At 50.2% G+C, this 19,163-nt stretch carries 44 protein-coding genes; 21 read left to right on the forward strand and 23 right to left on the reverse strand.

Going from position 1 to position 19,163, the window contains the following annotated elements:
- Positions 1–784: 784 nt before the first annotated feature.
- From EL098_RS17095 to EL098_RS17205, 23 genes are all read right to left on the reverse strand, one after another.
- Entirely contained in the window at positions 785–1,546 is a 762-nt protein-coding gene (locus tag EL098_RS17095; protein WP_126357305.1) for an antitermination protein, read from the reverse strand.
- A complete protein-coding gene (locus EL098_RS17100; protein ID WP_126357306.1) occupies positions 1,543–1,749 on the reverse strand; it encodes a protein ninH in 207 nt (68 codons plus the stop codon). Before EL098_RS17100 ends, EL098_RS17095 begins: the two co-directional genes overlap by 4 nt.
- Positions 1,746–1,925, reverse strand: a complete 180-nt coding sequence (locus EL098_RS17105) for a hypothetical protein (protein WP_126356128.1) — start codon at positions 1,923–1,925, stop codon at positions 1,746–1,748. The genes EL098_RS17100 and EL098_RS17105 overlap by 4 nt, the downstream gene beginning before the upstream one ends.
- Positions 1,922–2,101 (reverse strand): hypothetical protein, encoded by a 180-nt coding sequence (locus EL098_RS17110; RefSeq protein WP_126357307.1) that lies wholly within the window; start codon positions 2,099–2,101, stop codon positions 1,922–1,924. Before EL098_RS17110 ends, EL098_RS17105 begins: the two co-directional genes overlap by 4 nt.
- A complete protein-coding gene (rusA, locus tag EL098_RS17115; RefSeq protein ID WP_126357308.1) occupies positions 2,098–2,496 on the reverse strand; it encodes a crossover junction endodeoxyribonuclease RusA in 399 nt (132 codons plus the stop codon). Before rusA ends, EL098_RS17110 begins: the two co-directional genes overlap by 4 nt.
- Positions 2,493–2,783: a DUF1364 domain-containing protein gene (locus EL098_RS17120; RefSeq protein WP_085542934.1), complete on the reverse strand. Its 291-nt coding sequence runs from the start codon at positions 2,781–2,783 to the stop codon at positions 2,493–2,495. The genes rusA and EL098_RS17120 overlap by 4 nt, the downstream gene beginning before the upstream one ends.
- On the reverse strand, positions 2,776–3,075 hold the full coding sequence (locus tag EL098_RS17125; protein ID WP_126356131.1) for a hypothetical protein: 300 nt from the start codon (positions 3,073–3,075) through the stop codon (positions 2,776–2,778). The genes EL098_RS17120 and EL098_RS17125 overlap by 8 nt, the downstream gene beginning before the upstream one ends.
- A 156-nt stretch (positions 3,076–3,231) precedes the next feature.
- A complete protein-coding gene (locus EL098_RS17135) occupies positions 3,232–4,011 on the reverse strand; it encodes a DNA cytosine methyltransferase (protein WP_126356133.1) in 780 nt (259 codons plus the stop codon).
- Positions 4,012–4,215: 204 nt separating this feature from the next.
- Positions 4,216–4,665, reverse strand: a complete 450-nt coding sequence (locus EL098_RS17145; RefSeq protein ID WP_126357309.1) for a DUF1367 family protein — start codon at positions 4,663–4,665, stop codon at positions 4,216–4,218.
- Positions 4,666–4,668: 3 nt separating this feature from the next.
- Complete coding sequence (locus EL098_RS17150) at positions 4,669–4,857, reverse strand: hypothetical protein (protein ID WP_126357310.1); 189 nt, start codon at positions 4,855–4,857, stop codon at positions 4,669–4,671.
- The gene (locus EL098_RS17155; protein ID WP_126357311.1) at positions 4,850–5,158 is read right to left on the reverse strand and encodes a hypothetical protein; all 309 of its coding nucleotides are present in this window, start codon (positions 5,156–5,158) and stop codon (positions 4,850–4,852) included. Before EL098_RS17155 ends, EL098_RS17150 begins: the two co-directional genes overlap by 8 nt.
- Positions 5,159–5,187: 29 nt before the next feature.
- On the reverse strand, positions 5,188–5,409 hold the full coding sequence (locus EL098_RS17160; RefSeq protein ID WP_126357312.1) for a hypothetical protein: 222 nt from the start codon (positions 5,407–5,409) through the stop codon (positions 5,188–5,190).
- Positions 5,399–5,566 (reverse strand): hypothetical protein, encoded by a 168-nt coding sequence (locus EL098_RS23245; protein ID WP_164716891.1) that lies wholly within the window; start codon positions 5,564–5,566, stop codon positions 5,399–5,401. Before EL098_RS23245 ends, EL098_RS17160 begins: the two co-directional genes overlap by 11 nt.
- Positions 5,567–5,592: 26 nt before the next feature.
- A complete protein-coding gene (locus tag EL098_RS23250; protein ID WP_164716893.1) occupies positions 5,593–5,754 on the reverse strand; it encodes a hypothetical protein in 162 nt (53 codons plus the stop codon).
- A 97-nt stretch (positions 5,755–5,851) separates the two neighbouring features.
- Positions 5,852–6,070, reverse strand: coding sequence for a hypothetical protein (locus tag EL098_RS17165; protein WP_126357313.1), 219 nt, complete (start codon positions 6,068–6,070; stop codon positions 5,852–5,854).
- Complete coding sequence (locus EL098_RS17170) at positions 6,067–6,288, reverse strand: zinc ribbon domain-containing protein (protein WP_126357314.1); 222 nt, start codon at positions 6,286–6,288, stop codon at positions 6,067–6,069. The genes EL098_RS17165 and EL098_RS17170 overlap by 4 nt, the downstream gene beginning before the upstream one ends.
- On the reverse strand, positions 6,285–6,560 hold the full coding sequence (locus tag EL098_RS17175) for a hypothetical protein (protein WP_408609085.1): 276 nt from the start codon (positions 6,558–6,560) through the stop codon (positions 6,285–6,287). Before EL098_RS17175 ends, EL098_RS17170 begins: the two co-directional genes overlap by 4 nt.
- On the reverse strand, positions 6,541–6,912 hold the full coding sequence (locus EL098_RS17180) for a MarR family transcriptional regulator (RefSeq protein WP_126357315.1): 372 nt from the start codon (positions 6,910–6,912) through the stop codon (positions 6,541–6,543). The genes EL098_RS17175 and EL098_RS17180 overlap by 20 nt, the downstream gene beginning before the upstream one ends.
- Positions 6,913–6,924: 12 nt before the next feature.
- Positions 6,925–7,689: a replication protein P gene (locus EL098_RS17185; RefSeq protein WP_126357316.1), complete on the reverse strand. Its 765-nt coding sequence runs from the start codon at positions 7,687–7,689 to the stop codon at positions 6,925–6,927.
- A complete protein-coding gene (locus EL098_RS23585; protein WP_232012238.1) occupies positions 7,686–8,441 on the reverse strand; it encodes a hypothetical protein in 756 nt (251 codons plus the stop codon). Before EL098_RS23585 ends, EL098_RS17185 begins: the two co-directional genes overlap by 4 nt.
- Positions 8,441–9,112: a phage antirepressor KilAC domain-containing protein gene (locus tag EL098_RS17195; protein ID WP_232012239.1), complete on the reverse strand. Its 672-nt coding sequence runs from the start codon at positions 9,110–9,112 to the stop codon at positions 8,441–8,443. The genes EL098_RS23585 and EL098_RS17195 overlap by 1 nt, the downstream gene beginning before the upstream one ends.
- 11 nt (positions 9,113–9,123) lie before the next feature.
- Positions 9,124–9,420: a CII family transcriptional regulator gene (locus EL098_RS17200; protein WP_126357317.1), complete on the reverse strand. Its 297-nt coding sequence runs from the start codon at positions 9,418–9,420 to the stop codon at positions 9,124–9,126.
- Between the two features lie 116 nt (positions 9,421–9,536).
- A complete protein-coding gene (locus EL098_RS17205) occupies positions 9,537–9,752 on the reverse strand; it encodes a helix-turn-helix domain-containing protein (protein ID WP_126357318.1) in 216 nt (71 codons plus the stop codon).
- Positions 9,753–9,853: 101 nt separating this feature from the next.
- Between EL098_RS17205 and EL098_RS17210 the strand changes: the two genes are divergently transcribed.
- The 21 genes from EL098_RS17210 to EL098_RS17305 all read left to right on the forward strand — a co-directional run bounded on the left by EL098_RS17210 (position 9,854) and on the right by EL098_RS17305 (position 19,125).
- Positions 9,854–10,486, forward strand: coding sequence for a LexA family protein (locus EL098_RS17210; RefSeq protein ID WP_126357319.1), 633 nt, complete (start codon positions 9,854–9,856; stop codon positions 10,484–10,486).
- 411 nt (positions 10,487–10,897) lie between these two features.
- Positions 10,898–11,167: a transcriptional antitermination N peptide gene (locus EL098_RS23590; RefSeq protein ID WP_126357320.1), complete on the forward strand. Its 270-nt coding sequence runs from the start codon at positions 10,898–10,900 to the stop codon at positions 11,165–11,167.
- 18 nt (positions 11,168–11,185) lie between these two features.
- Positions 11,186–11,413, forward strand: coding sequence for a hypothetical protein (locus EL098_RS17220; RefSeq protein WP_126357321.1), 228 nt, complete (start codon positions 11,186–11,188; stop codon positions 11,411–11,413).
- Between the two features lie 104 nt (positions 11,414–11,517).
- A complete protein-coding gene (locus EL098_RS17225; RefSeq protein WP_126357322.1) occupies positions 11,518–11,799 on the forward strand; it encodes a hypothetical protein in 282 nt (93 codons plus the stop codon).
- A gap of 49 nt (positions 11,800–11,848) precedes the next feature.
- The gene (locus EL098_RS17230) at positions 11,849–12,043 is read left to right on the forward strand and encodes a hypothetical protein (protein WP_126357323.1); all 195 of its coding nucleotides are present in this window, start codon (positions 11,849–11,851) and stop codon (positions 12,041–12,043) included.
- 34 nt (positions 12,044–12,077) lie between these two features.
- Positions 12,078–12,335 (forward strand): DUF551 domain-containing protein, encoded by a 258-nt coding sequence (locus EL098_RS23830; protein ID WP_126357324.1) that lies wholly within the window; start codon positions 12,078–12,080, stop codon positions 12,333–12,335.
- Between the two features lie 97 nt (positions 12,336–12,432).
- Positions 12,433–13,407: a hypothetical protein gene (locus tag EL098_RS17240; protein ID WP_126357325.1), complete on the forward strand. Its 975-nt coding sequence runs from the start codon at positions 12,433–12,435 to the stop codon at positions 13,405–13,407.
- A gap of 83 nt (positions 13,408–13,490) precedes the next feature.
- Positions 13,491–13,628, forward strand: a complete 138-nt coding sequence (locus EL098_RS17245; RefSeq protein ID WP_126356156.1) for a protease FtsH-inhibitory lysogeny factor CIII — start codon at positions 13,491–13,493, stop codon at positions 13,626–13,628.
- Between the two features lie 2 nt (positions 13,629–13,630).
- Positions 13,631–13,819, forward strand: coding sequence for a DUF5444 family protein (locus EL098_RS17250; RefSeq protein ID WP_126356157.1), 189 nt, complete (start codon positions 13,631–13,633; stop codon positions 13,817–13,819).
- On the forward strand, positions 13,809–13,952 hold the full coding sequence (locus EL098_RS23255; RefSeq protein WP_164716895.1) for a hypothetical protein: 144 nt from the start codon (positions 13,809–13,811) through the stop codon (positions 13,950–13,952). The genes EL098_RS17250 and EL098_RS23255 overlap by 11 nt, the downstream gene beginning before the upstream one ends.
- Positions 13,949–14,554, forward strand: a complete 606-nt coding sequence (locus EL098_RS17255) for an ERF family protein (protein ID WP_126357326.1) — start codon at positions 13,949–13,951, stop codon at positions 14,552–14,554. Before EL098_RS23255 ends, EL098_RS17255 begins: the two co-directional genes overlap by 4 nt.
- On the forward strand, positions 14,554–15,006 hold the full coding sequence (locus EL098_RS17260) for a single-stranded DNA-binding protein (RefSeq protein ID WP_126357327.1): 453 nt from the start codon (positions 14,554–14,556) through the stop codon (positions 15,004–15,006). Before EL098_RS17255 ends, EL098_RS17260 begins: the two co-directional genes overlap by 1 nt.
- 8 nt (positions 15,007–15,014) lie before the next feature.
- Entirely contained in the window at positions 15,015–15,563 is a 549-nt protein-coding gene (locus EL098_RS17265; RefSeq protein WP_126357328.1) for a 3'-5' exonuclease, read from the forward strand.
- A 19-nt stretch (positions 15,564–15,582) separates the two neighbouring features.
- Positions 15,583–15,888: a phage anti-RecBCD protein gene (locus EL098_RS17270; protein ID WP_126357329.1), complete on the forward strand. Its 306-nt coding sequence runs from the start codon at positions 15,583–15,585 to the stop codon at positions 15,886–15,888.
- A gap of 10 nt (positions 15,889–15,898) precedes the next feature.
- On the forward strand, positions 15,899–16,159 hold the full coding sequence (locus EL098_RS17275) for a hypothetical protein (protein ID WP_126357330.1): 261 nt from the start codon (positions 15,899–15,901) through the stop codon (positions 16,157–16,159).
- Positions 16,160–16,176: 17 nt separating this feature from the next.
- Positions 16,177–16,353 (forward strand): DUF2737 family protein, encoded by a 177-nt coding sequence (locus tag EL098_RS17280; protein WP_126357331.1) that lies wholly within the window; start codon positions 16,177–16,179, stop codon positions 16,351–16,353.
- A gap of 317 nt (positions 16,354–16,670) precedes the next feature.
- Positions 16,671–17,345 carry a DUF4752 domain-containing protein gene (locus EL098_RS23595; RefSeq protein ID WP_232012240.1) on the forward strand — a complete coding sequence of 225 codons (675 nt, stop codon included), beginning with the start codon at positions 16,671–16,673 and terminating at the stop codon, positions 17,343–17,345.
- Positions 17,342–17,827, forward strand: a complete 486-nt coding sequence (locus EL098_RS17290; RefSeq protein ID WP_126356164.1) for a hypothetical protein — start codon at positions 17,342–17,344, stop codon at positions 17,825–17,827. The genes EL098_RS23595 and EL098_RS17290 overlap by 4 nt, the downstream gene beginning before the upstream one ends.
- Positions 17,824–18,444: a hypothetical protein gene (locus EL098_RS17295; RefSeq protein ID WP_126357332.1), complete on the forward strand. Its 621-nt coding sequence runs from the start codon at positions 17,824–17,826 to the stop codon at positions 18,442–18,444. The genes EL098_RS17290 and EL098_RS17295 overlap by 4 nt, the downstream gene beginning before the upstream one ends.
- The gene (locus EL098_RS17300) at positions 18,444–18,701 is read left to right on the forward strand and encodes an eaa protein (RefSeq protein ID WP_126357333.1); all 258 of its coding nucleotides are present in this window, start codon (positions 18,444–18,446) and stop codon (positions 18,699–18,701) included. The genes EL098_RS17295 and EL098_RS17300 overlap by 1 nt, the downstream gene beginning before the upstream one ends.
- Entirely contained in the window at positions 18,694–19,125 is a 432-nt protein-coding gene (locus tag EL098_RS17305; RefSeq protein ID WP_126357334.1) for a hypothetical protein, read from the forward strand. Before EL098_RS17300 ends, EL098_RS17305 begins: the two co-directional genes overlap by 8 nt.
- The last annotated feature ends 38 nt before the right edge of the window (positions 19,126–19,163 follow it).

Consider the following 19,163-nt stretch of genomic DNA (forward strand, 5'->3'; position numbering starts at 1 on the left):
CGTCCAGTTGCTCGTCAATGTTCGCTATGGCAGGCAGTGACGATACTGCTTTTCGACTGGCCGGTCTAGCCACAGCAAAACGCAAAAAGCCCCGGCTGTTAACCGAGGCTTCGAATGAGGTTGTGATGGCCGGCACTGATATCCGGCTTTTCTGCCTACGCCCGTCAGTGGCAGAACATGGCAACGGGAGTGCAATCATTGCGCATCAGCCTGCGCATTCACCACAACGGAAAGAGCACTGATTACCACAGTGGGCCATGTGTCACGCCACGGCGTTGCTTCCGTCAATGCTCTTACCTGTTGTGCGCCCATTATTAATCACACCGGGCCAGTGCGCCGAATTCGTTGATGAGGAGTCGGAAGACCTCACTGGTGTTTAGCCGCTAGGCTACTGCCAGGAATTGTTCATCGTTTGCATTTATCTTTGTGGTCAGTTTCTAAAAACCCGCAAAGCCACTAACGTTGACGAAAACTGGAAAGAGCACTGACGAGCGCCGCCACAATCCGCGCCAACCTTTCGCATCTGCGCTAGTCGGGGAGCGTGGATTGCCGTCTGCCTAATGCCCTTACCAGTTTCAGCCAATAAAAAAGCCACCGGCGTTAACCAGTGGCTTAGATTTTTGGGCCTCTTCATCTCAAGGCAGCTTTCGCTCCGGTGTGCGATGTTTACTTATTTCCTCGAAGCCCTTTAACGAACGGCATTACCCATCGTTAGAGTGAGATTAACACAGTTTCGGGAAAAGTAAATAGCTCACTATAACTTTGTGAGCTATTTTATCTTTCACTATTGTGTTGCCGTCTTCAGCGCCCGGTCTGCGTAAGCCTCCTGGATATCCAGCTCAAGCGATAAGTCGTCGTAGAACGACTTCACGCTCTTCTTCCACGTATCCAGTGAAATGCTTTCTGTTATCTCGCAAATGGCGTTGTGGGCGTCCGTGGAGGGTATGCGCTCATATCCCCGACCATTGCAGCGCTTACAGTTGGCGATTACCGGAACTCCTTGCTCCTTCGTCAGCTTTTCATCCATCGACTTACCTCGCCCCTTGCAGTCGCTGCATGCCGTGCTGATAACGCCTTTCCCTTTGCACTTATGGCATAGCACCCTGGCCGTCTCTTTGATTTCACGCCAACCCCATCCAGAGGTTTTCATCGTGAACACCTCAGCGTCGATAAACCCGGCCCCGCTACAGCAATCACACTCCCTCGTGCTCGCCGCGCTGCGGGAATAATCCGCATATGCGTAAATTGCGAGGATTTGCATTACCTTTGGCTTAATATCGCTTTCGAGCTTGCGTAAGGCTGCAACCTTGTCGCAATGCTTTAGAGCGTGTTCGGTTAGCAGGGTGATCGCCCTTTCACTGTCATGCTTGCTGATTCCCATCTTCCCGAGAAAAGCGCTGCAGCCCATTGCGGCGCGATTCTGAGTTAACCCCATAGCTGCCATCACATCAGTGCCGGTCAAAGTTTCTGATGAGGTGGAGCGTGGGGTGTCGTTTATCTGGCTGGACTTCGCGAAGTGGTACTTGACTGCGTTTTCGAGGTTCATGCTTTCTTCTCCCATCGGCGCTTGCCGCGACCGCCTTGTGCAATCATCAGAACGCCACACACCACGGCATGAAACTGACCTTTAGCATCGCGTGCGTATTTAGCGATAGTTGCGCGGTCGCATTCCAATTGACGCGCCACCTCGGCCTGATTTCCTCTCGCTAATACCAGGTAGTCAGGGATTGTTTTCGCTTCGATAGTCATGCGGCGTCGCCTCCGTCTGGTTTGTTTAAGCCGAGTCGCTCATCCAGCTTTTCCCGCTGACTCAGCAGAAAGACCATCAACCCTTCAACTTGCTTAATCTGGGAATCGATGGCCTCTCTCTGCCTCTCGTCAATCTGACGCTGAATCTTCACTGTGTTGATGTCGATTACGCTCATTGTTGCCACCTTAATGCTGCGTCTAAATCGCCTTGAGGGATTGCCAGGAGAGTTTTCTTTTCTTCCGGCTTAAGGTTTCTGGCTCCCATCAGAACAATTCCAGATGGAGTCCTTACTGCCTGAACATGCTTTTGCCGATACCAGTTGAGTAGTGCCAGTGTGTTTTGAGTACTCATGCCGCGCTCTCCATAAGTTCTGTAATTACCGGTAATTCCCCGTCAATCTCATGCATCACAAGCCACAGCATGCCGCCCTTGTGTCGCTGACAGCGCTTAATCCGCATGTCGTCAATCTGGCCGTCATCCAGCCAGAAGCCCGCACTGGTGAGTGCGTCAAAAACGGCTTTGGGTAGATTGTCCAAATCGCGTTTGCGGTTGTCGGGCGGTGCTGCGTGGATGGTGATTCTGATGCGGGGTGTGATGTTGATATCTAACTTTGCTGCCTGGATGATTTCGATTACTTCTTTTCGGTACCGCTTGCCCCAGTCGCTGATAAAGTGCCTCCCTCGGGAGTGACGCCAGTAGCGATTGTTGCTGGGCGGCCAGGGTAGTTTCAGATGATAGGCATTCATGCTTTCAGCTTGCCCTCCGATAACAGTGCCGCCTGAGTGCGTATAATGCCCTCCAGATGCAGCGTGTGAGCATATTCAGCATCAACGGTACGGTTGCGTCGGTCTATCGCATCGTGACAAGCTGAGCAACACCACGCGCCAAACAAGTCATCAGCTTTCATGCCCACACCGGTTAATCCAGCCATCCGAAGATGAGCGAGAATTACCGTTTCACTGTTGCCGTTGCACACGCCCGGAATACGCACCATGCATTCACGGCCGCGCGCTTCTTTTCGGAGGTTAGCCATGCGTCAACTCCTTCTCATGCTCGTCTTCGTGGCTGAAGTCTTCTCCGTCGATGGGCATAAGCCATTTTGCGGGGCAGTTAACCACTGGTGTCTTAATAACCAACCCACCGGGAAGATAACCTTTTAGATTTCCCCCAGAGCAAGATTCCACTTGCCATGCCTCAAACTCTATATTTTCAGTTACCCCACTGACTACACCTAGATTTTTTAACAGCCGCACTGTCGCGCCGATATTTTCTTGAATGCGGCTTTGGATAATCACCGCCAGCCCACCCACTCTTAATTCACCCATTGCTATTCACTCCCTTCTTCCCGGTTTCAATGTACGCATCACTCGCGCACTCGTTACAGCAGTGCACTTCGTCATCATCAAGCACCCTGGCACAACCAGCACATAGACCAGCTGCTGTGTTGCTGTTGCGTTCGTATGATGTGGTTTCAGATGGGGTTAGCATGGCTGGCACTCCATGAAAACTTCTATAAATTTCGTTGCCGCCTGAGAAATGATGGCGTTTCCGTAGGCGCTGTTTTGTGCCAGCACGGTGGCAGACCCATCAACCAGCAGGGGAAGGCAGGATTGAGGGACTTTCCTGTCCATCCCATCATTCCCGCGTAGTGATATCTCACTGCCAAACCCAAATCCGTTACCTTTGGATTTCTGGCTCCGAATGATCTTACCTTCCTCGCCATGAACTGCTCTGGAGTTCCACCCGCTTGCGTCTTGGTTGGAGTAGGCCACGAAGTAAAGCCGGTCTCGCTTATGCTGGGAGCCGACAGTGCCACCAGGTATATTTTGCGCCCCGATGGCGTAACCAGCCATTTCCATGTCATTTGCCACTTTATCAAACCATCCGTTTTTAAAAGCTGTACGAACCTGCTCTCCAAAAATCGTTGAAGGACGACACTGTTTAATGAGCCAACTCCACGATGGCCAGAGGTGTCTCTCGTCAGCAAACCCAGCTCCTTTGCCTGCCGAGCTGAAAGGTTGGCATGGGCAACTTCCTGTCCAGACTGGTCTATCGTCTGACCATCCAGCTTGTCGTAATGCGTAACTCCAGACTCCAATTCCGGCGAAGAAGTGACACTGGGTAAATCCTCGCAAATCGTTTGGTGTAACATCTTCAATGCTCCTTTCGTCGACTTCGCCCGGGGCGATATGACCGCCAGCGATCAGGTTCCGCAGCCACTCTGCGGCGTAAGGGTCTATCTCGTTGTAGTAAGCCGTCATTCCCAGCACCTCTGCTGATATGTTTTGTCTGCTCTCGGCTCTGTCCTTCCCTCAGGCAGCAAAGCGGCTACGTTCCAGTATCTCGGATCGGCGCTTAGTGTCTTTTCGGTTTGAACGTTGCGGAGGGTGTAGCGGTGGATTAGTTCGTCTGCTTCTTCGGTGGTGAGGTCGTGGTGTATGAACCATGTTTTATGCATGCTCTCCTCAGAAGTAGCTCTGTAGTTGGTTGAGGGTCCGCTGGTCTTTAGTGCCGGCGAATACGTGTTTTATGGCGGCGTTAATCATCGACTTATAACAACGCTCGAACTCGTCAGCGTCCATGTTCGCGTAAGCCAGACTCTTGGCCTCCGTCCTGATGTCACCGTTAAGCCTCATCGTTTGCTCATAGAATCCCGCCAGGATGGTTAAGTCCTTCCTGAATCGGTCAAACTGAGTAGCTTCATCTGCGTTGGCCAGGGGCGTCCTTTCGGCGCTCCAGTGCGCAAAGCAGAAGTTGAAGAAGGCGAACATCTTTCGGTGAAATGCCGGTCGGCGGGTTAGCTTTATCTCGGCGGTGTAGATTTCGCCGTTCTTGAATCGCTGGAGTCTTTCGAGGTCTGTTTCATGTGCTGGAGAGAATACGCCGCCTGGGTGTTTAACCAGGTCGATTTGCATTTCCTACCACCCTGGCAATCCTGATTTTGAGCTGAAGCCAGCGCACCATGCACGATATCTCTTGTGGATTTCTTCGTGATCGTAATAGACGCCACCTACCGCATTCTGCTTTCTTCGCATCGTGATGTATGCAACGGTATGACCCATTTCGTCAGCAACCCACTTTTCAAAGCTTGCTACGTGCTCACTCATCCCCTTCTCCTTTAACGGTTATCCCGGCGATTAATGGTGTCCACCCTTCCGTTTTTGCACTGTGATGCATCTCTTCTTCGCCACCTGCAAAGTCATTTCCGCTTACGGCGTCACCGTGTGGCGTAATGTAAGCCAAAACCTTTCCCGTAACCCTGCTGGCCGTCCATGCCTCAAATCTCTTCTGTAGTGACTCGCTAGCAAATCTTCCGCTGTTGCGAATTACGCTCATGGATTCAGACGTTAGCTTTGACGATTTTTTCCTATTTGCCCATGCCAGGAATTCTTCTCTTGATTTATCCATCCTGTTCTCCATCTGATGCTTTTGGCCTGTTAAGCGCTAACGATTTCACATGGCTCAACCCGTAGCCGCCCCTTGGAATCCTGCAATTCAAGCGCATTTGACGCCTCTACATATGAACGAAAGATTGCCTTTATCTCGCCATACTTCTCGTGCCTGACTGAAACGACGCCATCATCCTCGTCAACAATTGCGTAGAACTCGTAGTCTTTTTCATCGACAGAATCAAACTGCTCTCTTGATTTACTTTCCATATCCCCTCCGCTCGTCAGCGCCTTTCCATCCTTCCCACATCGCCGCCATCATCATGAACCAGACATTGCCAAGGCCGTCTTTTTTGGTGTCGAAAAACCAATCGATAAACTCTTTAGACATGCCGTGCTGTTCCGCTAATTCGTATCTGTTATCCATATCCCCTCCAGTAAGGCCGTGGCCGGTTAGTTGATAACTTCACATTCATACGGATAAACGGCAATTGGCTCGCCGCGCCACTTGCACTCGAAATAATCAACTTCACCGTAGTCGTAAACAACATCGCTCACTTCGAGCACATCACCTTCCTTTGGGTACCCGTCTTTATCAGCCCAATCAGCCGTCATTTTCACTTTCACTTCTCTTTCCTCCCGGCAGCACAAATAAAAAAGGCCACCATTACTGATAGCCCTGCGATTAACTCTGTGATGTAAGCGCTCATATTCAATCCTCGACAAGCTGGTATCTTGCGGCGCCAACCTTCTTGATTACACCGCGCTCGACCCCCTCTTTCAAAACCTTTCCAGCACGGATGTAGTGAGCACTATCGACAATGTCGTCACCATAGTATTCGGCAATATCAATAGCTACGTGAGCGCGTTTGAACTTAAATTTAAATGCCGCGCCCTTTCCGTATAGTCTTTCTATTCTTGGCTCTGTCACGCTCTCACTCCTTCAAGCATCTTGTTAATCTTCCTGTAGGCTTCGCAGAGGGCAGCCATAGCAAATGGGAATCCCCATATGACGACAAAGAGCCTGAGCACCATTGATGGGTTTACAGGCTGAAACTCCCACAAAACGACCGAGACACCTAACCAGCCGATAGCCATTCCAGCGCTCCAGGCTGATGCGGCAAGCAATGCTAATTTCCAACTGTTCATTTCCAATACTCCTCATTGTTTCGCTCAGGCCAGGTAAGCCACACGAAGCGGTAAACGAACTGGATGAACTCTTTGAAGAAAGCTTCCCACTGCGATTGCTCGAAGCCGGTTGCTTTATCAATCATCACTTCGAATGGCGAGCGCCTTAATGGTGGCCTGTTAACTCCTGATAGCCTTTCAAACTGCTCGATGAATTCTTTCTCATCAAGGCACCTTTCAACGACCGTGCCGAAGCGTGGATTGGTTAGCAACTCATGCATGGATTCGTGCACTTCTTACCTCCTTCAACCGCTTATTTGACTCGTAGCCCTGCCAGTTCAGGCGGCACTCGTCGAATATTGTGTTGCCGGCGCTGCTCTCAACGAAAACCATCTGGCCGCATTCGACGCGATAATCAGGCTTCACGCGTCCGTATTTCTGCGGGGCTATGTTCGTCGCTGCGTAGGTGTACTGCCATTTCTCACCGCTGCGCTCGATACTGCCACGCCGCATCATTTTCAGAAGTGCTGACGCTATCGTGGTCTGGTTGATGCCGAACTCTGCGACGATCTCGCCCTGTTTCTTGCGGGGGTTGCGAGATAACCATTCCCAGATGCGGTAGTTGAGATTTACTTTTTTAATCATGATTCCTCCTGATTATTTAATCAGACCGTTGGCCTTGCGCCGTTTGTATTCCTCGAACAGCCAGGCAGCAGGTGTTACCGAGCCTAGCACTGCGGCGTTCGGCATGTAGTGCATCTTCCCGTCGTCTTTCGTGGTGAAGTTTGCCGTCTGCATGACCTCTTTTTTCTGCTCAAGGCTGGCTACCGGGTCGGGGATTGGCTGGCCTGCCGATACCTTTTTCGACCATTCATCCAGTTGCTTAGCGGCGTATTTTTCGACCTCGCTTTCGCTTAGCTGACGCTGATACATCGCCCTTCGTGTATCGCAGACAATCCAGTACATGACAGGCTTCGACCACGGGAACCGCTCTGCGCCTCCTGAGTGCATACCCTTCTCGCGAGCGTACCGGTGAAACTCTGCCATCACGTCTTCCAGCGTAACGCCAAGCACCATCGAGCTGTCTTTGCACCAAGAGATGAACTTGCCGGGGGACGGCCAGAAGTCAGAGTTACTGGCTCGCGCATGGCGAACACCGGCTGAAAGCTGCTCCCGCGTTTTGATGCCGTTCTCAGCAAAGGCGACGATCCACTGGCGCTTAGTCGTTTTCTCGTCAGCTTCGCTTTTCAGGCTGGTACTGACTGCTGCCGGGAAGATTTGCTTAAGCTGTCGGAACAGCGAGTCAACCAGCGATTCGGCCTCGCTGCCGATTACCTTGTCGGGCTCGTAATGACCGCCAGACATCCGGGCCATAGCAGCGCCGTCGCGGTTATTAATCGCCTCTACGAGCTGCAGGCTCATATGAAGTCCTTCCAGCCTTCAGGGCTGTTCCAGTGAGGGGAGTTATCGTTAACGGCTCGCTTGCCACCACGGGTTAGCGCCTGTTTGTTCTGGTAGCTCAGTTTCTGGCTGGCAGTGATAAACCAGTTTTTTGGCTTCTCATGGGTGAACTCGATATCAAGTTTCAGGAGTTCGTATTGGAGATCGATGTTTGGATAAAGCGCTTTCCAGGAGTCGTAGTCCTTGTGGTTCAGCCGAACAATGTTGCCTTCGAATGCGTAACGCCCTGCCATCTCCTGAACGTTATTTGGAATGGGATCTTCAGAGACAAGTTCACCCTCGCAAGTCGCGTCAGCGGCTTGGGTGTTATGTTCTTCCTTTCCTTCTCCTTTCCCTTCCGTATCCATTCCGTCAGTGAATGCTCCATGACTACTCACTGAGTGCTCATGGAGTTCCATCTTTGGGATATCAGTTTTAGACGGCCTGTTTATTTTTTGATGCTTATTAAATCCCTTTATATTCAGGTAACTAACATCATTCACTGAGTACTCAGTGAGTAGTCCATGAGTAATCAGCTCTTTTAATAACGGCTCACAGTCGATGATGTCAGCTGGAAAAACCTGCATCTTTATCCGCTTCGGGGAGTTGACCAGATTTCCGTTGTCATCAGAGAAATTAAACATGCCGACGAAAAGGAGTCGGGCGGCAATTGAGCATTCAACCACCTTCTCGTCAGTCCAGAACTCCGGCTTTACTGTTCTGATCCTTGCCATTACGCTGCCTCTTGTTTGATTTGGCTTGAAGCCCAAAGGCCAGCTATCCACTGAATGCCTTTGGTCGTGAATTTGTTCTGGGTGAAAGCGTGTCCGTTAGTCTGGTTCTCGCCAGTTTTAACAGTGAATCGCCCGGCGTCGATGTGCTGCGCGTATGGCGTCAGCTTTCCGGCTAGGAGATACATGATTTCGTGATCAAGAAGGAACTTGCGGAATAAGTTCTCTTTGATGTGAAGAAGTTTGCAGGTCTCACGGAAGCCAAGAGAACCGGATGCTTCGACGTAGCTGTCAACGAATTGAACCTTGGGAGCCGCCAGAGCTAACTGATTCTCAAGCTGCAGCTTTTCCTCTGCCAGATCAGCGGCAAGGCGAAGGGCGTCGGGTAGCGTCTGTGGTATCTGCTGTTTCCCCTCAAGCTCAATCCAGCGGTCAACGACAGAGGCCATAAGGGCATCGTTAAGTTTGGCCGCCATGACAATGCTGTTTCTTTTGTCGAAGTGCATAACCAACTTTGGACGCCCAGCACCTTTCACTGAGGTTTCAGTGAAAGTAATAATTCCGTGGCTCTGGAGGTTTATGGCCGCCTGGCGAACGTTGTCATGGCGGAGTTCAAGAAGGGTTGCCAGCTCTTCACTGGTCATGGTCTGGTTTACTGACGTAGATAATTGCATGTATACTTACCTCAGAATGTTAGTGAGATTTGAGAGCCATCACCTGTTCCAGCAGTTGGTGGCTTTTTCTTTGTGAGAATCGCTGCAACCTGACTGGCTAACCGCGCCATATCATCGTCAACCACTCCCCATTCCAGTACTGCCAGAAGCATTGAAAGCTTCGGCAGCCAGGTCTCTTTCCAGCGTGATATCTGCGACCGGTCAACACCGATTGCATTAGCGATTTCAGAGCTACCCTTCATTGCAATTTTGTTGAGTAGCGCCGATTCAATCTTCAGCGCTTCCGTGCGTGTTTGTGTGCGTTCCATTTGTAATACTTCCCTTGGTTAATAAATGATTTACGTGACGAAGCCGTAGCATCGTCAGAAATAGAGCTCCGACATTTCGGTGGGAGCGAGGCCAGAGTTTTAAAGAGCGGTAATTCTTAGGCGGCTTTGCCGTTTTTGGTTCCGTACATCAACCATGCCGGGTCGCAATTAAGCGCACTGGCTAACTCAAACAAAAAGCGCGGGCGCTTGGTTTCTCCAGCTTCGATTCGCTGCAGGGATTGTTGTTTGATCCCGGTCTTTGCAGCCAACTCGGCTTGAGTCAACTTCAACTCAGCTCGCTTCTGTTTGAGGCGGGTAGATAAGCTATCCATTTTTCTCACCTCTACAGTTTTACCTGTATTGTGCGACAGCTATATCTGTTTGTCAAATACAGTCGTTGCTGTAAGGATTAACGGCAACTTTAGGGGGGTTTATGAGCCTGGCAGATAGAGTAAAAAAGACGAGAATGTCTTTGGGTTTGACTCAGACGGAAGCAGCTGAGCGTGCTGGCATAAAACAGCAGTCATGGGCTAGCATTGAAGATGGGAAGACCGTTAAGCCCCGAAACATAGTAGGGATCGCCAACGCCCTCAATTGCGACCCTACATGGTTAATGAACGGCGGTATTTTCCAGTCGGTCGCAGAGGTCAACACAAGGAAAATACCTTTGATTAGCTATGTCCAGGCCGGAGCGCTTGCTACTAAGGAGAAGATAGAGGCGTTCGATGGCAGCTATGAATATGTCATGACCGACATGGACTGGTCTGAGTTTGCTTTTGCATTGAAGATAGTAGGTGACTCAATGGAGCCTGACTTTAAAGCAGGCGATGTGATTATTGTTGATCCTGACATTGAGCCAGCACCAGGGGAGTTTGTAGTGGCGGCCAATGGAGACCATGAGGCGACATTTAAGAAGTATCGCCCTACGCTATCGGATCACAATGGCATCCAGCACTTTGAGCTCCTGCCGCTCAATGATGACTACCCTATTATTAGTAGTTCTTCCACTCCGGTAAAAATCATAGGCACTATGGTTGAACACCGCATTTATCGCCGAAAGCGATAACATCAACCACCCAATCAAACCGGCTAAGGCCGGTTTTTTTGTATCCAAATAAAAATAAATCACCTTTAAAAACAGATATATCTGTGTAAATCACAAATAATACAGTTTTGCCTGTTGACCAAATAACAGTTTTACCTGTATCTTTTAGCCATCAGCAGGACGCTGGTAGCCAAAAGGAACAGATTGGCAGGCTCTTTAAAATTGATGGGATTGTCCCGCCGAAATGCGGGAACCAAAGAGCAGTTGGCTTTGGGATTGGATGAATGCGCAGGCTGATGCGAGAGAGGTTTCCGCGCTACAGAGTGCGGAAGGGGAAGCTCCCGGTGGAGGCTGGTTGCGCCCTGAACAGGCGCATGTGTCGGAGATCAGCACCGGCCATCCAATCACCAAAGTCAATCATCGGAGGTCATCATGACAGTAGTCATCACTATCCTGGCTGACGATAACGCCAGAAATCGCCGGAGAGCACGTAGAGCGTTACAGCGTAAGCAAGCAATGCAAGACGATTCTCTTGCACGAAAAGTTGCTCACAAGCTCTCTGGTGACGTTTCAGTTCGTGTAGCAAAGGCAATGTCTGTAGGCATGCCGAGAGATGCAAAAGACGAAGACTCTTGCTGCCTTCCGGAAATATCGCTCTATCGTGCGGGCTATCGTAAATCTGAGAGCGTTACCGCTCGTTAATAAACACATGGAGGCGCAATGAAAAAGGTTGCTGAAGCACACGAGAGGCTTAGGCCTCAGGGTATATACGTATGGCCGCTGTCAAACTTCGATTGCGACGTTAAATACATGAAGCGTGGCGATAGATTCCGAGTAACCATCGACATCCCGGCTTCACAAATCAGTGAAAATAGAGATGCGCGAGCAGTATTTGGTGATGGCGATTGCAAGCTAATTCCGACATTGGCATTCATCGAAAATGAATAGCCCGCTCTATCGTGCTGGGCATAGAAAGACATTAACGGTAACGGCCAGATAAACATTAACGCCACCTTCGGGTGGTTTTTTATTGCTAAGAACAGGAGTTATAGATGGAGCGTTTTGCAAAGTTATTTGAAAGTCACGGTCGCCAGATTTTGGTTCGTAAAGGAGAAAACAGCGATGGAGAATGCGCACTATGCATTTCAACAATGTTCGATGGCGCTGAAATGTCTTTGAGTCTCGGATTTGGTGAGAATGAAGAGGCAATGAGCAATGCACTGGAATCATTTACTCAAGAGCAAGCGGATGTGTTCGGAAAGAAGTTTGAAGGACAAAATAGCGCATTCGAAGCATTTAAATCACTGACTAACACTTGCGAAGATGATGACTAGGTCGCTAAGGCGGCCTTTTTTATTACATACGGTTTAACAGAGGTGAGAGATGAAAGAGACAGTAGCAGTTATTTGTGATGAGGGACTGTTTGCAGGAAAGCCTTCAATTTCCGGTGTTGAAGACATCATTTCTTACATGATGACTCGTGACTCATATGCAAGAAAAGAAGATGCAGATTGCGACGGGGTGAGCGTAAAGCGCTATGCAGTCGTATGCAAAATCACAGTTGAAGAAATCGATTGATCGTTCGGCGCACAACTAAATAGAGGGTGAGGATATGGAGTGGAAAAAGGTCAGCGATGGTCTACCCGATGTTGATTATTGCTATGTTTTGGCGGTTCGAAAATATCACACAGGGGAGCATGAGTCTCACGTTTGCCACACTTTTTTTATCAAAGACCGTGACACGGCTAGAAGAGAAAACCCTTATTACTCAAGGAAATTTCAAGGAAAGGATTCGGTCCATTTCAAATGTTCAGAGTCAGGGTTCATCGTCACTCACTGGATGCCCCTGCCCCCACCACCCATCGAGTAACCTCCGCATCAGCTTTCACTGAGAGCTGATTCTGATTCACCCTCGTTGTCATTGTTTGCCCGCCACTGTGCGAGCTTCTTTTTAACTGGAGAAAAGTATGGATAAGAAATTGCAGATAAGCATCATTAAAACAGATGCGGGAAAGTGCTTTATCACTGACTGCAAAGCAAGCAGTGGATACCATTACAATTACCACAATTCGTCTATCGAGGGTCTAATATTTGATGGATTGGCTGCAAAACCTACCTTCCATAAAAATTGGTACGAGATACCTTCTTACCCTGAAAAAATAGAGCGCCTGATTACCGGACAGAAAACAAATCGACGCTATGAATTGAAGGATGCTGATTTAAGCAGTGAAAAATACCCGCTTATCGTCTCATATGATGACAGGGATTCTATCGATGAAGACCTGCTGCATTCGCTATACACGCTCAAGTCAGACGATGTTCCTGATTACTTTCAAGAGGTCGAGTGTGGGCTAGACCTTATCTGCGAGGTAGATAACTACCGTGATGCCCCTGAGTTTAGCTACCCAGGAATCAGGCGCGTACAGTTCAGTGATGAAAAATACACCATTTCAAATCAAAACATTAAGCACTCACTTATTGACTGCATCATCCTTCCTGAGCCATTAAGAGCCAATAGTGCCTGCGAAATATCATCCAAGGAAATGTTTGATCTCGTTCGCCAGCATGTTAAGGACAACATCCAAAGTGGCTTTGCAAGGATAACTAGTGATTACGACTTCTGTTTCACTGTTAAGAAAATAATCCCGCTGCTCAAGCCGCACACGTACTCATATCAGGACATATTTGCCAGAACGAAGAAACAGCGGGCTAAATTGCATTTTAAAACGGATACGTCAAAGGAAATTGAGATATTCCAAATGACGCATGACCGAGAGAACTACAAGGGATATACACCAATCAAGGGGTTTAAAGCAGATAACGAGTGGGAACTTAAAGAGCTGATTGACAGCTTCCTGTCAACTCTCATGGAAACCATTCACTCACCAATTGAGCAGTGCTCATGCTGTAACGGTACTGGATACATGCAGGATATCAAATAGCCGCCTAGTGCGGCTTTTTTATTCGCGTTTATTCATGAGCGCAGTCGCTGATTAATGAACACAACTAAACAGGAGTTCCCACGATGATTTACCAATTCGCGGGCAGCGTCGCCGTGGGCGCTATCCAGCAAAACGAAAGCCAGCTTGAAAGATTAACCCGCCAACTCCGCAATATCGGGAAGTGGCTTAAAGACACCCTTAACCAGCGCGGAGAGCCGTAATCATGACAATCGTACCTGTTAACGGAACTATCTACGTAACCCAGGCAAATCGTGACTTTGGCAAGGTGTACGAAAACAGCTTTCCAGACACAAAGGAGGGGCAAAGCGCGGCGTTTAAATGGGCTGGCGTTATAGCTCTTGGCTGGCACAAAACACAGGACAAGGACTGGAGCAAGAACCATGCAGCATGATCAGGAAGACAAAGACTTTATCGCACTGCTATCAGGCGAGCTTCAGGAGTCTATCGAGCAGCAGATCAACCTCGCCGCCGAGCGCGGTAACGAGCAAATAAGCTGGGAAGAGTTTGGAGGTAATCACCAATGAGCAAAGAATTTTACGCCAGGCTGGCCGAAATACAGCGAACACTGAACGCCCCAAAGAACCAGTACAACAGCTTCGGCAAATACAAATACCGCAGCTGCGAGGACATCCTTGAGGGTGTTAAGCCGCTACTAAATGGCCTCTTCCTTTCGATCAGTGATGAAGTGGTGATGATTGGCTCTCGCCACTACGTGAAAGCCACCGCTCGAATTACTGACGGTGAAACCACTCATGAGGCAACAGCATTGGCCCGGGAGGAGGAATCCAAGAAAGGGATGGATTCGGCCCAGGTTACCGGAGCGACAAGCTCGTACGCCCGCAAATACTGTCTTAATGGATTGTTTGGCATTGATGACGCTAAAGATGCTGACACAGATGAGCATAAGCATCAGCAATCAGCCCCACAAAAGCAGGATAAACCAAAGCCCACGCCAGAGCAGATCCTCAAGGCTTTCACGGAGGCGGCCAGCCATAAATCAACACAGGAAGAGCTTAAACAGGCATTTGCAAAAGCCTGGGCGATGCTAGAGGGAACGCCACAGCAGGCAACCGCCAAGGACGTATACGACATTCGTAAATCAGAACTAGAAGGAGAGCCGGCGTAATGGCTAATCGCGGAGTAAACAAAGTAATCATCGTCGGAAACCTAGGGCAAGACCCCGAGGTTCGTTACCTTCCGAATGGTGGCGCAGTAGCAAATATCACCCTGGCAACATCCGAGTCATGGCGAGATAAGCAGACTGGCGAGACGAAAGAGAAAACAGAGTGGCACCGTGTGGTGCTGTTCGGGAAGTTGGCAGAGGTGGCCGGGGAATACCTGCGGAAAGGCTCTCAGGTTTATATCGAAGGTAAGCTAACGGCTCGAAAATGGACTGACCAGGCAGGAGTGGAAAAGTACACCACAGAGATTCACGTCAATGTCGGTGGAACCATGCAAATGCTTGGCGGGAAGCAGGAAGGAAGTCAGCAAAGTAAACCTCAGAAAAAACAGCAGCAATCATCACAAGCCCCGTCAAATGAACCGCCGATGGATTTCGACGACGACATTCCATTCTAAGGAAATCAATGAACAACTTAATGCTCGACCTCGAAACCATGGGTAACGGAACCTACGCGCCGATCATCTCCATTGGCGCCGTATTCTTCGACCCCGCAACTGGCAAAACAGGCGAAGAGTTTTCGGTAAACGTGTCGCTGGAATCATCAATGCGATACCGGGCCAGACCCGACGCATCAACCATTCTTTGGTGGATGGGTCAGAGCGAGGATGCGCGGAAAAGCCTGAAAGAAAACCCTGTCGAACTTACGTCTGCCCTGAGTGAGCTTTCAGACTTCATCTCAGATTATGGAAATCAAAAGTATGTTCAGGTCTGGGGAAATGGCGCTTCATTCGACTGCGTAATTCTTCGCAGCAGTTACGCACTAACCGGCCAGCAAGCACCCTGGCAATGGTGGAACGACCGTGATGTACGCACCATCGTAGAGATGGGAAAAGTCATCGGCTTCGATCCGAAACGCGACATGCCATTTGATGGCACCCGCCACAATGCCTTAGCCGACGCCATCCACCAGGCTAAGTACGTTTCTGCAATCTGGCAGAAGCTTATCAAGTAAACCAACCATGGATACGAATATGCCATCACCTCAACCCGGGGCGGATAACCCTCGCCTGTGCACCGCCAGAACCAAAGAAGAGGTGATGGCTAACTTCGCCAGATATTGGGAAATGTCACAAGCCGGAGAAATTGAGCCGGAGACGAAACAGCAGCGCATGGAGCGTCAGGCTGATTCGCTGGCAGATGCGCTACTGACCAGAAGAAACTACAAGGCATCTTTCTTCCCGGAATGGGAAACCATCGGCCCTCACCTTCCACCTGAAGAAATTGACGATCGCTCTCGCGTCCGCTTTGGTCGCTACGGCGCTCGCATTAGCGACTAAGGAAAACATCATGAAGCTTCACATTGAAATCGGTAAATACATCATTACCGGGACTGCTCACGACCTCGTTTTGCGCGAGAAGGTAATCATCGAGAAAGGCGACAACGCTGGCAAGGAAGGTCTCAGTTCAGCTCGTTACTACTCCAAATTTGAACACCTGGTGAAAGAGCTTTGCCACCGCGAAATCCTCACATCAGAAGCCCAGTCGCTTCAAGCGCTGGTTCTGCATATCGAAAACCTCAGTCAGACAGTCAGCAAAAAAAATCACTGAATACGTGGAGCGTGAGCATGTTTAGCCATCAATTCAATCCCGATGTAACACCCGGTGACGCAGCAGCCCATCCAAAAACCTGCAAAGCACCCATGCCAACACGCGAAGAGCTATTAGCTCGCTGCAGCTTTCCGAGTGTGAATACCAACAAGTATCTGAACCGGATGATACGCAATGGAAACAGCAGAGCTTAACGCCATTCGCGCAACCGCTCGTCAGTGCTGGAAAGAGATTCAGGGAGCATGGAAGACAGAGGAAGCCAAAAGCATAAAAGACAGGGAAGTCATTAACCGAAGAATCCTTCTCAGCTACGAGCGTCGCATATATCCACGATTCACTATCTATCAACTCCTCTATCACATTGGCGTCATTAACGGGACGCTCAAGGAGCGGTGATGAAACAGCAAGCAATGCGCCAGAAAGCAATCATCGGCACCAGCCAGCAGACCGGGGAAACACTCTATTTCCCCCTCTCCTTACTACGCGCCGGGATTTAAACGCGGCGGCATTAATGAAGCGATTAGTGGCCGGGCTAAATCTCATCGCGGTTACACATGGCGATATGCAACGAAGCAAGAGCGCGAACAACGCGCACAGCACTGAGGGTATGAAAATGACAGTTAAGCGCTATGACGCAAAAGATATCAACGGTGGGCTCTGCATTAGTGAAGATGCAACTGGTCGATATGCGGCTTACGAAGACTACGCCGAACTCCAGCGCAAGTTGACAGCCTACGAAGCCACGGTGACGAACCTGACGGCACAGGTGCAGGGGCTGGCAGTGGAGAATTCCCGACTGAATGATGTGGCAAAAGGTGGAGCATTTGTAATGCAAAAGGCTCTCATGAAGTATGAGTTTGGCATCGGTATGACTGAGCAGGCCGAACATTTCATTCGCGATGCTCGAGAGGAATTCAAAGCCACCGACGCCGCGCTGGCAGAGATACGCAACGAGGCGCGGGCTGAGGGTATCAACTTTGCTGCTAGTCGACTGGCAGCAGCTTTCAATAACGGATTCATCGACAAACCTCTGCCCGAAGTTTTCGACGTCACTAGGATGATTCTTGACACTAAATCCGACTTAGCAAATGCCCCAGTGCCTGCGCCTGATGGCCTGTCCGGAGAGTATGCAGAAACAGCGCTGAAGGAATGGGCGGAGCAACTGCGCAAGGAGCAAGGCAAATGAGCAATATCGAACTCATGCAGCACGCCCTGGGCATCAGTGAACGCAACCGCGAGCCGTACCGAAATTACTTCCTCGCCAGCGGCGACCATCCTGACAACAAAGCATGGCAGCAGCTTGTCGGGGCTGGAATGGCATACGCCAGCCCGGCGCCCGCCTGGTCATGCGGTGATGTGATTTACCAGGTGACAGACGCAGGAAAAGCAGTGGCCATTGCCGCGCTGCCCGAGCCAAAGAAACGTACGCGATATGGCGAATATCTGCACGCTGATTATGGCCACTCGTTTGCAGAATGGCTGGGGATTGAATTGCCGGTATACGAAGACCGCGAAGTTGACCGGTATAAATGGGAGTACCGCATGGTACGCCGTTCGCGCTGCTACTGGGATTCGTATTACGACATTTGCGGTGAGTGGAAGCCGACAAAGAAAGCGGCAAAGGCCAGCTACAAAGAAGCGCTGAAAAAACGCCGGGAGGCCAAATGACTAAACAACTCGAAGCGCTGATTGCCGAGGTGAAAGCGGCAGCGGAGAAAGCAACGCCGGGGCCATATAGCATTGACCATACAGGGTATTCATTAAATTGCAGCGAAGGAACATTTGGCGACTTTCTGGATATGGACAACGCAACTTTTGCACTGGAGGCCAACCCCGAAAGTATCTTGACGCTGATAGCGGCGCTGGAGCAGTCACAACGCGCCAATGCTGCGCAGGACGACCACATCAATCAGCAGTCTGATCGCATAGAGAATCTGGAAAAGAAAAACGCAGAACTCGGCAGCCAGCTTTGCCGTTATTCAATGTCGCCCGGACAGGCTGACCAGCGAATGTGTGAATCACGCGCGGTGCGCGCTGCGCTCGGGTTTGGAAAGGATGCTGACAACGTTGCGCCTGTTGACCTGACAGCGCGCATAGATGCCCTTAAAGCTCGCATAGCAGAGCTGGAGGCCAGCCCGTTAGCGGTGAAGCTGCCGAAGGGCATTCTCATGCAGTCAGCATATTCCACAGGGTTTGACCCAAGCGATTGGGTTTTGTGCATACCCAGAGATTCAGCAGTTGAAGCAATCAGCGCCGCTGGCGGCACCGTGGATGAGGGGGAGTGATGGCTACAGTATGCGAAAAAATTCTGAAGGTTATGCGTGACAGGAAAGAACAGCAAAAGGCCACCATTGGTAGTGAGTGGCCGGTCAAGATGGCAACCTGGAATTTACGTCTAGCCCTTGAACGGGAATATCCCGAGGACGATTGGAGTTGCAAAGACCTTCGCAAGCACCTCTCTGAAATGCAGAAAGAAGGTTTGGTTTCTAAGTGCCAGTATGAAAGCAGAATTGGCCAGGCCGTGTGGAGGCTTTATGAATAACCTGAGCAATGATCGCCTGGCTGAATATGCCAACGATAAGCGCATGTGCAACGTCAGCGATGAAATAGTCTCGATGGCCCGCGAGCTACTCGCATTGCGGGAAGCGGGGAAAGAGCCTTTCGGTTATACAGATGGTCCACGCCACGGCATGTGCTATGAACCGCGACATGCTGAGAGGTTAATGGATGCTCACCCACTCTACGCCGCGCCGCAGCTGCCTGCTGTGGACAGCATCCAACGATATACAGCAGCTAATACGCAGTTCGGGGGCGTATCGTTAAGGCCAGACGGCGACGGGGATTACGTTCGATTTGAGGATGTGCGAGCAATGATAGCCGCAGCACCAAAGCCGGAGGCTGTTGGCTTGACAATCGGCTCTGGATTATCGCCGGGCTTGCATTCATCAATGCGTGACAAAGCCTGAATAGCCCGCAATAGCGGGTTTCTTTTTATCTGAACTCG

The organism is Cedecea lapagei (genome assembly GCF_900635955.1).
Lineage (GTDB): Bacteria > Pseudomonadota > Gammaproteobacteria > Enterobacterales > Enterobacteriaceae > Cedecea > Cedecea lapagei.

Coding starts and splice junctions, on each gene's coding strand:
- EL098_RS17095 (WP_126357305.1), bottom strand. CDS start 1,546: ATGAACCTCGAAAACGCAGTCAAGTACCACTTCGCGAAGTCCAGCCAG.
- EL098_RS17100 (WP_126357306.1), bottom strand. CDS start 1,749: ATGACTATCGAAGCGAAAACAATCCCTGACTACCTGGTATTAGCGAGA.
- EL098_RS17105 (WP_126356128.1), bottom strand. CDS start 1,925: ATGAGCGTAATCGACATCAACACAGTGAAGATTCAGCGTCAGATTGAC.
- EL098_RS17110 (WP_126357307.1), bottom strand. CDS start 2,101: ATGAGTACTCAAAACACACTGGCACTACTCAACTGGTATCGGCAAAAG.
- rusA (WP_126357308.1), bottom strand. CDS start 2,496: ATGAATGCCTATCATCTGAAACTACCCTGGCCGCCCAGCAACAATCGC.
- EL098_RS17120 (WP_085542934.1), bottom strand. CDS start 2,783: ATGGCTAACCTCCGAAAAGAAGCGCGCGGCCGTGAATGCATGGTGCGT.
- EL098_RS17125 (WP_126356131.1), bottom strand. CDS start 3,075: ATGGGTGAATTAAGAGTGGGTGGGCTGGCGGTGATTATCCAAAGCCGC.
- EL098_RS17135 (WP_126356133.1), bottom strand. CDS start 4,011: ATGACGGCTTACTACAACGAGATAGACCCTTACGCCGCAGAGTGGCTG.
- EL098_RS17145 (WP_126357309.1), bottom strand. CDS start 4,665: ATGCAAATCGACCTGGTTAAACACCCAGGCGGCGTATTCTCTCCAGCA.
- EL098_RS17150 (WP_126357310.1), bottom strand. CDS start 4,857: ATGAGTGAGCACGTAGCAAGCTTTGAAAAGTGGGTTGCTGACGAAATG.
- EL098_RS17155 (WP_126357311.1), bottom strand. CDS start 5,158: ATGGATAAATCAAGAGAAGAATTCCTGGCATGGGCAAATAGGAAAAAA.
- EL098_RS17160 (WP_126357312.1), bottom strand. CDS start 5,409: ATGGAAAGTAAATCAAGAGAGCAGTTTGATTCTGTCGATGAAAAAGAC.
- EL098_RS23245 (WP_164716891.1), bottom strand. CDS start 5,566: ATGGATAACAGATACGAATTAGCGGAACAGCACGGCATGTCTAAAGAG.
- EL098_RS23250 (WP_164716893.1), bottom strand. CDS start 5,754: ATGACGGCTGATTGGGCTGATAAAGACGGGTACCCAAAGGAAGGTGAT.
- EL098_RS17170 (WP_126357314.1), bottom strand. CDS start 6,288: ATGAACAGTTGGAAATTAGCATTGCTTGCCGCATCAGCCTGGAGCGCT.
- EL098_RS17180 (WP_126357315.1), bottom strand. CDS start 6,912: ATGATTAAAAAAGTAAATCTCAACTACCGCATCTGGGAATGGTTATCT.
- EL098_RS17185 (WP_126357316.1), bottom strand. CDS start 7,689: ATGAGCCTGCAGCTCGTAGAGGCGATTAATAACCGCGACGGCGCTGCT.
- EL098_RS23585 (WP_232012238.1), bottom strand. CDS start 8,441: ATGGCAAGGATCAGAACAGTAAAGCCGGAGTTCTGGACTGACGAGAAG.
- EL098_RS17195 (WP_232012239.1), bottom strand. CDS start 9,112: ATGCAATTATCTACGTCAGTAAACCAGACCATGACCAGTGAAGAGCTG.
- EL098_RS17200 (WP_126357317.1), bottom strand. CDS start 9,420: ATGGAACGCACACAAACACGCACGGAAGCGCTGAAGATTGAATCGGCG.
- EL098_RS17205 (WP_126357318.1), bottom strand. CDS start 9,752: ATGGATAGCTTATCTACCCGCCTCAAACAGAAGCGAGCTGAGTTGAAG.
- EL098_RS17210 (WP_126357319.1), top strand. CDS start 9,854: ATGAGCCTGGCAGATAGAGTAAAAAAGACGAGAATGTCTTTGGGTTTG.
- EL098_RS23590 (WP_126357320.1), top strand. CDS start 10,898: ATGACAGTAGTCATCACTATCCTGGCTGACGATAACGCCAGAAATCGC.
- EL098_RS17220 (WP_126357321.1), top strand. CDS start 11,186: ATGAAAAAGGTTGCTGAAGCACACGAGAGGCTTAGGCCTCAGGGTATA.
- EL098_RS17225 (WP_126357322.1), top strand. CDS start 11,518: ATGGAGCGTTTTGCAAAGTTATTTGAAAGTCACGGTCGCCAGATTTTG.
- EL098_RS17230 (WP_126357323.1), top strand. CDS start 11,849: ATGAAAGAGACAGTAGCAGTTATTTGTGATGAGGGACTGTTTGCAGGA.
- EL098_RS23830 (WP_126357324.1), top strand. CDS start 12,078: ATGGAGTGGAAAAAGGTCAGCGATGGTCTACCCGATGTTGATTATTGC.
- EL098_RS17240 (WP_126357325.1), top strand. CDS start 12,433: ATGGATAAGAAATTGCAGATAAGCATCATTAAAACAGATGCGGGAAAG.
- EL098_RS17245 (WP_126356156.1), top strand. CDS start 13,491: ATGATTTACCAATTCGCGGGCAGCGTCGCCGTGGGCGCTATCCAGCAA.
- EL098_RS17250 (WP_126356157.1), top strand. CDS start 13,631: ATGACAATCGTACCTGTTAACGGAACTATCTACGTAACCCAGGCAAAT.
- EL098_RS23255 (WP_164716895.1), top strand. CDS start 13,809: ATGCAGCATGATCAGGAAGACAAAGACTTTATCGCACTGCTATCAGGC.
- EL098_RS17255 (WP_126357326.1), top strand. CDS start 13,949: ATGAGCAAAGAATTTTACGCCAGGCTGGCCGAAATACAGCGAACACTG.
- EL098_RS17260 (WP_126357327.1), top strand. CDS start 14,554: ATGGCTAATCGCGGAGTAAACAAAGTAATCATCGTCGGAAACCTAGGG.
- EL098_RS17265 (WP_126357328.1), top strand. CDS start 15,015: ATGAACAACTTAATGCTCGACCTCGAAACCATGGGTAACGGAACCTAC.
- EL098_RS17270 (WP_126357329.1), top strand. CDS start 15,583: ATGCCATCACCTCAACCCGGGGCGGATAACCCTCGCCTGTGCACCGCC.
- EL098_RS17275 (WP_126357330.1), top strand. CDS start 15,899: ATGAAGCTTCACATTGAAATCGGTAAATACATCATTACCGGGACTGCT.
- EL098_RS17280 (WP_126357331.1), top strand. CDS start 16,177: ATGTTTAGCCATCAATTCAATCCCGATGTAACACCCGGTGACGCAGCA.
- EL098_RS23595 (WP_232012240.1), top strand. CDS start 16,671: ATGAAGCGATTAGTGGCCGGGCTAAATCTCATCGCGGTTACACATGGC.
- EL098_RS17290 (WP_126356164.1), top strand. CDS start 17,342: ATGAGCAATATCGAACTCATGCAGCACGCCCTGGGCATCAGTGAACGC.
- EL098_RS17295 (WP_126357332.1), top strand. CDS start 17,824: ATGACTAAACAACTCGAAGCGCTGATTGCCGAGGTGAAAGCGGCAGCG.
- EL098_RS17300 (WP_126357333.1), top strand. CDS start 18,444: ATGGCTACAGTATGCGAAAAAATTCTGAAGGTTATGCGTGACAGGAAA.
- EL098_RS17305 (WP_126357334.1), top strand. CDS start 18,694: ATGAATAACCTGAGCAATGATCGCCTGGCTGAATATGCCAACGATAAG.